At 37.9% G+C, this 9,074-nt stretch carries 6 protein-coding genes and 2 pseudogenes; 5 read left to right on the forward strand and 3 right to left on the reverse strand.

Going from position 1 to position 9,074, the window contains the following annotated elements; all coding sequences use genetic code 11:
* Positions 1–416 (reverse strand): annotated as a pseudogene (locus QZ620_RS12345) (3-oxoacyl-ACP synthase); the annotation flags it as partial.
* A gap of 135 nt (positions 417–551) precedes the next feature.
* Here QZ620_RS12345 and QZ620_RS12350 point away from each other — a divergent pair.
* Entirely contained in the window at positions 552–3,008 is a 2,457-nt protein-coding gene (locus QZ620_RS12350) for a prolyl oligopeptidase family serine peptidase (RefSeq protein ID WP_295182120.1), read from the forward strand.
* A 122-nt stretch (positions 3,009–3,130) separates the two neighbouring features.
* Here the strand turns inward: QZ620_RS12350 and QZ620_RS12355 are convergent, their stop codons facing one another.
* Positions 3,131–4,438 (reverse strand): AarF/ABC1/UbiB kinase family protein, encoded by a 1,308-nt coding sequence (locus QZ620_RS12355; RefSeq protein WP_295182122.1) that lies wholly within the window; start codon positions 4,436–4,438, stop codon positions 3,131–3,133.
* A gap of 10 nt (positions 4,439–4,448) precedes the next feature.
* On the reverse strand, positions 4,449–5,120 hold the full coding sequence (locus QZ620_RS12360; RefSeq protein WP_295182124.1) for a TetR family transcriptional regulator C-terminal domain-containing protein: 672 nt from the start codon (positions 5,118–5,120) through the stop codon (positions 4,449–4,451).
* Between the two features lie 211 nt (positions 5,121–5,331).
* Between QZ620_RS12360 and QZ620_RS12365 the strand changes: the two are divergent.
* The 4 genes and pseudogenes from QZ620_RS12365 to waaF form a co-directional block, all read left to right on the forward strand.
* Positions 5,332–5,931 (forward strand): annotated as a pseudogene (locus QZ620_RS12365) (ATP-binding protein); the annotation flags it as partial.
* 209 nt (positions 5,932–6,140) lie between these two features.
* On the forward strand, positions 6,141–7,619 hold the full coding sequence (locus QZ620_RS12370; protein WP_295182125.1) for a DnaA/Hda family protein: 1,479 nt from the start codon (positions 6,141–6,143) through the stop codon (positions 7,617–7,619).
* Positions 7,620–7,796: 177 nt separating this feature from the next.
* On the forward strand, positions 7,797–8,048 hold the full coding sequence (locus QZ620_RS12375; RefSeq protein WP_295182127.1) for a hypothetical protein: 252 nt from the start codon (positions 7,797–7,799) through the stop codon (positions 8,046–8,048).
* 12 nt (positions 8,049–8,060) lie between these two features.
* Positions 8,061–9,065, forward strand: a complete 1,005-nt coding sequence (waaF, locus tag QZ620_RS12380) for a lipopolysaccharide heptosyltransferase II (protein ID WP_295182129.1) — start codon at positions 8,061–8,063, stop codon at positions 9,063–9,065.
* Positions 9,066–9,074 lie beyond the last annotated feature (9 nt).

Below are 9,074 nucleotides of genomic sequence, written 5' to 3' on the forward strand. Positions count from 1 at the left end.
ACCAGTACGTTCTTATACATTCCCGTCTTGATGAATTGATCTGCTACTGAAACTGCGTAAATAAAACCACTGCACTGGTTACGGACATCAAGGGCAGGACAGGTGTCTATCTCCAGCATTTCCTGAACCTGAACTCCACACCCAGGAAAGTAGTAATCTGGACTTAGTGTTGCGAATACAATAAGATCAATATCGTCTTTTGAAACCCCTGCTCTTTCGATGGCAATTTTGGCAGCTTTCACTCCCATGCTTGCAGTAGTGTTGCCATCTCCTTTCTTTATATGTCTTCTTTCTTTAATTCCGGTACGCTCGGTGATCCACTCATCGTTCGTATCCATCAGTTTCGAAAGATCATCGTTCGTGACAACATTTTCCGGTACATATTTTCCTAATCCTGCAATTTTTGTTTGATACATGGGTAAAAATTATGATATTAAAAATAATTCTTATTAAATTTAATGAATTTGCGAAAATTCCGACGCGCAATATAAGAAACATTAACACTACAATTAAGCTTGTAATCATTTAAATTCAAATCTAAAATTTACATTATGAACCGACTTTTGTTATGTCTGGCGGGATCCATTCTGTTCCTTAATGAAATGGCAGCTCAGGAAAACCTGGACTACCAGAAACCACCGCAGGAAATCCTTGAACTTATCGATGTTCCCCTGGCACCTTCCACTCTTATAGATAGTGATGCAGAAATGATGATCTTCCTATACCGGGATCAATTTAAAAGTATAGCTGAACTAAGCGAAGAAGAATTACGCCTTGGTGGTTTGAGAATTAACCCCGTGACCAATATTAATAGCAGGGCACGTTATTACAATAATTTCAAAGTTAAATCTGTAAAAGAAAAAGAACCGGTGCAGGTCAACGGACTTCCGGAAAACCCTCGACTTACAAATTTTTCATGGTCGCCAGATGAAAGTATGATGGCATTTACTCATACTACAGATACAGGAGTGGAATTGTGGGTACTTGACATTAAAAATGCTGTTGGTAGAAAACTTACCGAGGCCAATCTTAATGCGAATATGCGCAGCACTGTAAACTGGTTTAGAGATAATTCTGCTATTCTGGTCACGACTCTTCCTGAAGACAGAAAAGCCCTGATCTATACCGAAACTTCAGTTCCCTCGGGTCCTACAATTTCGGTTAGTGATGGGAAAGAAGCCCAGAACAGAACTTATCAGGATCTACTGAAGAATCCTAATGATGAATATAATTTTGAACAATTAGCCAGATCTGAGATCATGAAAGTAAATCTGGATGGTACAGTTTCGTCATGGATGGCTCCTAAAATGTATTCAGACATCTCCTTTTCTTCAGATGGGGAATATGTGATGGTTACACATTTAGAAAAGCCATTCTCATACCTGGTTCCATATTACAGATTTCCTTCAGAAACAAGTATATATGATAAGAATGGGCAACTGGTAAATATGATCAATGAAGTACCGCTCATTGAGGATCTGCCGAAAGGTTTTATGGCAGAAAGAGAAGGCAAACGAGATTGGAGCTGGAGAAGCGATCGTCCTGCGACTTTAACATATGTTGTGGCTCTTGATGGCGGAGATCCTGAAAAAGAAGTGGAATACAGAGATGAATATTTTCAACTTGAAGCGCCATTTAAGGGTGAAGGAAAATCACTCATTAAACTTAAGAATCGTGCGAGCGGAATTACCTGGGGCGATGATAATACTGCCTTAGCGAACGATTACTGGTGGAACACCAGAAATACGAAAACCTATGTATTCGACCCATCCGACGCCTCCCAGAAGCCTGAAATCATCTTCGATAGAAATTATCAGGATGTATACAGCGATCCAGGTAGATTTGTGATGTCCAAAAACAAATGGGGACGTTCGGTTCTTGAACTGGATAAAGATGAGGCTTTCCTAATGGGTTCAGGTTTTACAGAGGATGGACAATTTCCTTTTGTGGACAAAATCGATCTAAGTTCTGGTGAAACTGAACGTATGTACCAGTCTGAGCTAAAAGATCAAAAAGAAAGTCTGGTGGAAGCGCTGGACATCGATAAAGGTGAGATCCTGGTTCGTATCGAGTCTTCTACCGAGTATCCTAATTACTTTATCCGGGATATAGATTCTAAGAATAAACTTACCCAAATCACCAATTTTGCCAATCCTTTCAAATCTCTGGAAGACGTTCATAAAGAAGTGATCACTTATAAAAGAGATGATGGTCTGGAACTAAATGCCACGCTTTATCTTCCTGCCGGTTATGATATGTCTAACCCGGAAAAACTTCCTATGTTCATGTGGGCATATCCAAGAGAATTCAAGGACAAAAATTCAGCTTCTCAGAACACTTCCAATGCTAACGACTTTACATATCCTTATTACGGATCGCCAGTATATTGGGTGAACAGAGGTTATGTAGTGCTTGACGATGCCTCATTTCCAATTGTAGGAGAAGGTGATGAAGAACCTAATGACACGTTCAGAAATCAATTAGTGGCAAATGCTAAAGCGGCTATCGATGCAGTCGATGAACGAGGATTCGTGGATCGTGATCGAGTAGCTGTTGGCGGGCATAGTTATGGCGCTTTTATGACTGCTAATCTGCTCTCTCATTCAGATCTATTTGCTGCAGGAATCGCTCGAAGTGGTGCTTACAATCGTACCCTTACTCCTTTTGGATTTCAAAGCGAAGAAAGAAATTACTGGGAAGCTCCGGAAATTTACAACACCATGTCTCCTTTCATGCATGCAGAAAAAATGAATACTCCATTATTAATGATTCATGGGGAAGCAGACAATAACTCGGGAACTTATCCTATGCAGAGCGAACGTTACTTTAATGCACTTAAAGGACTTGGAGCCACTGCAAGATTGGTGATGTTGCCTAAGGAAAGTCATGGTTATAGCGCAAAGGAATCTGTACTGCACGTATTATGGGAACAGGATCAATGGCTGGAAAAATATGTGAAGAATAAAGAGATTGAATCTAATACTGAACAGCAGGAAGCTGGAAATTAATATATTTTTCTCTTCGGAATAAAAGCCCCCGGGATAGACCGGGGGCTTTTTTAGTACCAAAAAAGAAAGCGCAGCTGCTACCAACAACTACGCTCTCTTCAACCTAACCAATAAATCAACCATTAGAGGAGACCTCTAAACTTATTAACCTCAACTTTAGCTTTGAGATCATGTAACAAATTATATAACCCGAAGAATGTTCTGCTCATATAAAGGAAATGTCTACTTCCTCGATTTCCATTCATACGACGTAATTCCGGATCCTTAGAATATTTTTCGCTTAGCTGGGAAAGATTATCCCAGAATTCTTTATCTGTAAAATCGAATACTTCAGATTGATACGGAGTTGAAAACATCGCAAACATCTCGTAAAACATTTCAGAGAAAAACTTTCTCTCCTTATCTGTATCCTTTTCCTGAAGAATTTCCAGTTCCAATAATCTTTCGTTAAAATAATCGGCATTATCAAGATTATTACGATCTGTCAACGAGAAGTAAGGAGTATAGAAATCATCTGGAATCTGTTTGATACAACCAAAATCAATGGCGATCAGATTATTCTCAGAATCCACCATAAAATTACCAGGATGTGGATCTGCATGTACCATCTTTAATCCGTGAATCTGAAACATATAGAAGTCCCATAGCGCCTGTCCTACTTTATCTGCAAGTTCCTGTGACGTATTCTGTTTTGAGAACTCACTAAGATGCATTCCATTCATCCAATCCATAGTAATGATCCTTTCACTGGAAAGATCTTCATAATACTTCGGAAATTTGATATTAGGAATGTGTGCAGCTGCCTTGGAAATGTGCTTACTTTGCTTCACTTCCAGAATATAATCTGTTTCTTCCAGAAGTTTTCCTTCGACTTCCTTGAAATACTTTTCAGAATCTTTTGCTGAAAGATTGAACATCTTCAGAGCAATAGGTTTTACCATCGCAAGATCTGAACTGATACTATCTGCAACCCCCGGATATTGGATTTTCACAGCAAGTTTTTTCCCATCTTTTGTCGCCTTATGTACCTGACCGATACTGGCGGCATTTACCGACTGGGTTGCAAAAGTATCATATAGCTCTTCAGGATATGCTCCGTTATATTTTTTAAATGTTTTTCTAACTAATGGTGCAGAAAGTGGTGGCACACTAAATTGCGCCAGGCTAAACTTTTCTACATAGGCACCTGGAAGTAGGTTCTTCTCCATAGATAGCATTTGAGCTACCTTTAAAGCACTTCCCTTCAGACTTTTCAATCCGTCATAAATATCTGTAGCATTGTCTTCATCTAACTCATCACGTGTTAATTCAGAATTAAATGCCATTTTACCGTAATATTTGATGTAATTCCCACCAATCTTAACACCGGTTTGAACCAGTTTACTGGTACGGCCAATTTTGCCTGTTGGAATTTTATCTATCGTTTTCATAATCTTAATATTAGGCCATTCGTTCTTTCCACAAGAACTTTCCGAAGTCTACCACACGCTCCAAAGGAGTGTTATCGAATAGATCAAATACGGTATGCACAGATTTTTCAATTGCAACATCTGTACTTTCAAAAGATGGAGAATTATCCTCCATCCAGAACTTTAGCAGGAATAAGAATTGCACCCATACTCCTTCGCTAAAAACAGTTTCACTCTGCTCAAAAATTTTGAACGATTTGTCACTATTGCCATCAGCAATTAAATCCTTGGCGAAACTGCGCATCTTTCTACGTAAACCTTTAAGTTGTTCAAGATTTTTCATTCGATCCTTATGCTCACTAAGTGCGTAGAGTACGTAACTTCTGTTTGCGGTTAAAACCTCGAAGAACGTATAGAAAAATGTGAGTAGCTTTTCACGATTACTGAAGGAGTGATAATCTGGTGCCTTCTCCATGACAGATAGGGCGTTGTCAAAAAACTTATCCCAGATCTTCTTTCTTAGACCATCAAAACTTCCGAAGAATTCGTAAAACTCCTGTTCGGTTATATCATTCTCCTTAGCAAACTTGTAAACACTTCTAGGAGTACTTTCATTCACAAGTACATAGTCCATATAGATTGCTATAAGCCTATCCTCACTTGGCTTCTTCTTCACCTTACTATTTCCTGTTGCCTTTGCCATAATTCTTATTTCTTTTTCAAAGATACTACTTTGTTTAAGTATTTCTGTTATTTGATAAACAAAACTTTGTTAAAAGTTCTCATTCAGCTATATACAATGGCTTAGACGTATATATAAAACATACATTACATTGGGTGTCAGTTTGACAGCAAAGCATTATTGGTATTTTTTTTGAATCTCTCAAACCGAACAAAATTTTAAATCAAATTATATGGCAACCGGAAAAATAAATGTGTCTGTTGAAAACATATTTCCGCTTATTAAAAAGTTTTTATACAGTGATCATGAAATCTTTTTAAGGGAGCTGATCTCAAATGCAACCGATGCAACTTTAAAATTAAAGCACCTTAGTAGTTTAGGTGAAGCTAATGTTGAATATGGCAATCCTACGATTGAAGTAAAAGTTAACAAGGACAACAATACGCTGCATATTATTGATCAGGGTATTGGAATGACGAAAGAAGAGGTTAAGAAATATATCAATGAAGTAGCCTTTTCTGGAGCTGAAGAATTTTTAAGTAAGTATAAAGATAAGGATGCAAAGAATCATATTATAGGTCATTTTGGTTTAGGGTTCTATTCAGCTTTTATGGTAGCTAAAGAGGTTGAGATTATTACTAAGAGTCAGCAACCAAATAGTAAAGCAGTAAGATGGGTATGTGATGGTTCCCCTAGTTTCAAGATGGATGCAACTAAGAAAAAAACAAAAGGAACTGATGTTGTACTGCATATTGCAGATGATTCTACTGAATTCTTGGAAGAATCACGTATCTCAACTATACTCAAAAAATACTGTAAATTTTTATCTTTATTATCAGTTATTTGTGTGTAAATAGTTCATCTTTATGTGATTCTTTTTTGTTGCTCTTTTGTCCTCATTTACATTAGACTGATCAGGCCAGTTTTACTCTGGTTCCATACCTTGGATAGGTGAATTCCCCTCAGTATATAACTTCAAGATCAAATGAAAACAGGGATGATTTATACAGCAAATGGATTTGAAATTCTGGAAGTATGGAGTTGACTCATAAACAATCCCTGGAATTCAAAGAATCTGTTCGAAGCTCATTAACTGCTAATGCAAGTCAATCTTGGTTAAATTCACTTCAGTTATTGAAAATAACACCTGCTAAAGTGGTGATCGCCGGAATCCCGCATAAAGTTTACCTTTACGAAATCAAGACAAACCATGAAAAACTGCTGACAAAAGTTCTGGATAAGCTCTATCCTGAAAAAGCCCCATTTTCAGAAAAAAAATTTATTTATAAAATTGGCAGCAATTTAAAAACCAGGAAAGCTGTTCAGACAGAATTTAATCTGAACCAGGAACAATTTGCTGCGAAAATTGACAATCCTGAGCTGCAGGAAAAACCTTCTTCTAAGCAGCCAGAAACTGCTGTCAGCAACTCCAGTGTAAATTTGCTTGACTCCTTCATTCCAGGGAAACGCAACCTTCTGGCAATCAGAGCATGTAAAGCAGTTGTGGATATGCCGGGAATTGCCTTCAATCCCTTCATAATTTACGGTGAATCTGGTTCAGGTAAATCACATCTTCTGGAAGGCATTAACAATGAAATGCAGCATGCAATTCCAAAAAAACAAACTGTACTTGTTTCCGCTGAAGATTTTTTAAACAATTTTGTCACGCATCTCAGAATTAATAAAATGAAGGACTTCCGTGACAAGTACAGAAAGGTTGATGTATTTCTTCTGGATGATTTACATGCATTAACCCCATCTTCAAAATGTCAAACAGAATTGCTTTATACGATTAATGCTCTGCGCAAGAAAAAAGCCCAGATTGTAATTGCCTGCAAGGAACCACCTACCCAGATGCAAAGCCTCAGTGCAGGACTTTGTGGGAAGCTGGAATCAGGACTTACTGTTGACATTGGAATGCCAGATAATCTAACCAAAGTTGAAATTCTTGAAAGCAAAGCAAAGGAGCGAGCAATTCCCTTGAGCAATGAACTGGCAAATTTCATAGTACAGCATATAAAAGGCGGGATTGGGCGCCTTGAAGGTGCACTGATTCGCCTTGGAGTTCATGCATCTTTGTTAAATGAAGAACTTACAACTGAATTAGCTCAATATGCTTTAAAAGATTGGCTTGATAATTCTTCGCAGAAACCGGATACAGAAAAATTATTTTCAGAACATTATACAGATGAGACTGAAAAGAAAATCATCAGGCGCATATGCGTTATGTTCCAAATTTCAGAAGACGGACTTCGCTCTCAAAGTCGTGACAGAAAGCATATCAAAGCAAGGCAGGCAACGGTTTTTCTTTTGAAAGAACTCACCTCTTTATCCCTTAATGAAATCGGCAAAATTATTGGACGTAATCATTCAACTGTCCATTCAACCTTGAAAAAGGTTCGGCTGAGAATGACTGAAGATGATTTCTTTCTTAAACAAATGAAAACTTTCCAGCAACAAATTGAAAATAAGCCTGTTTCCAGTCAAATTCCTGAACAAAAACGTAATTTTAGTTTATGAATTTACCTGCAAAATTCATCATAAAAGAATTTCACTTCATTTTCCTCCCAAGATTGTCTTTCCCTGAAATTTAGGCTAGTTTATCAACAAACATAATAATTACTGAATTCAAACATTCAGTTTTATAATTGCATGTGTTTCAGATTATTTTTTTGTTTGTTCTGTTTTTTTGTAATAATGGCACTTTTCACTCAAGGTTGCTCTAATCTGCAGGAAAAAGCATATACCAGGATTCCGAATGATGTCCATCAACAAGCAGAAAAAGTCTGCAACAACATAGACGGTTCTCAGTTCATAGTAAGAGACCTTCGAGTGTGGCTGAAGAAAAAGGACAAGAGCGAAATTGAGTTAAAACACTATAAATCTATTCTTCCGGATGGCTATTATTTCTGCAGCGGTCATGACCGGAATTCCCTGATCATTGAGTAATTATTAGGCATTTTGGATTCTATCCCGACAAAAATACTGATTCACACTCCAAACTGGCTGGGAGATCTTGTGATGTCAACAGGATTTTTGCGGGCTGTTCTTGAAACTTTTCCGGATTCACAGGTAGATATCATATTAAAATCCGGATTTGAAACATTACCAATACCACACCGAGGAGAAATAATACTATTTGACAAAAATAAAGATTCTGCAGGTAAATTTGGCAAATCATTGCGTCACAAAAATTACGATTGTTTTTATGTTTTACCTCCTAGTTTCTCGTCGGCATGGATGGCATTCCAAAGCAAAATTCCAAAACGAATTGGATACGCAGGAGAATACAGAAGTTTTCTGCTTACTTCAGCAAAAATACATGAAATGAGGCCAGGGTCACTACACCTGCTCAAAGAATACCTTGATTTGCTGTCCAATGACCTTGAAATGGGGAATTATGCTCCACGTCTTGAAGTTAAACATGACTGGGTAAAAGAGCAGTTAGATTCATGTGCTTTCAAAATCCCGGAAAAATTTGTAGTTTTCACACCGGGGGCCATTTATGGTCCATCTAAGCAATGGCCTGTGGAAAATTATAGAGAGCTGGGTAAACAACTTCACAAAGCTTTTGGACATAAAATCCTGTTACTGGGTACTATTGATGATGTTGAATCCGGGACAAAAATTGCCCATGATCATGATTGGATACATAATTATTGCGGAAAAACAACACTTGCACAATTGCTGGCAATCTTAACAAAAGCACAATTGCTGGTGGGAAATGACTCTGGCAGCATGCACCTGATGGCAGCACTTCAACGCCCGCAAATAGCAGTTTTTGGTTCCACCTCACCAACCTGGACAGGCCCTATAAATGCTAATGCATCTGTGCTGAGCAGAAATTTGAGATGTTCTCCCTGTTTCTCGAGAACCTGCCGTTTTGGTCACTATGACTGCCTTACTCAAATTAATCCTGAAAATGTTTTTGCTGAAGTACAAAAACACCTTTCTAAGGTGTATTAGATTGCAACA

This window comes from uncultured Christiangramia sp. (genome assembly GCF_913046405.1).
Taxonomy (GTDB): Bacteria; Bacteroidota; Bacteroidia; order Flavobacteriales; family Flavobacteriaceae; genus Christiangramia; species Christiangramia marina.

Excerpts from the sequence above, each read along its gene's own strand:
- QZ620_RS12350 (WP_295182120.1), top strand. The coding sequence starts at position 552 with ATGAACCGACTTTTGTTATGTCTGGCGGGATCCATTCTGTTCCTTAAT.
- QZ620_RS12355 (WP_295182122.1), bottom strand. The coding sequence starts at position 4,438 with ATGAAAACGATAGATAAAATTCCAACAGGCAAAATTGGCCGTACCAGT.
- QZ620_RS12360 (WP_295182124.1), bottom strand. The coding sequence starts at position 5,120 with ATGGCAAAGGCAACAGGAAATAGTAAGGTGAAGAAGAAGCCAAGTGAG.
- QZ620_RS12375 (WP_295182127.1), top strand. The coding sequence starts at position 7,797 with ATGGCACTTTTCACTCAAGGTTGCTCTAATCTGCAGGAAAAAGCATAT.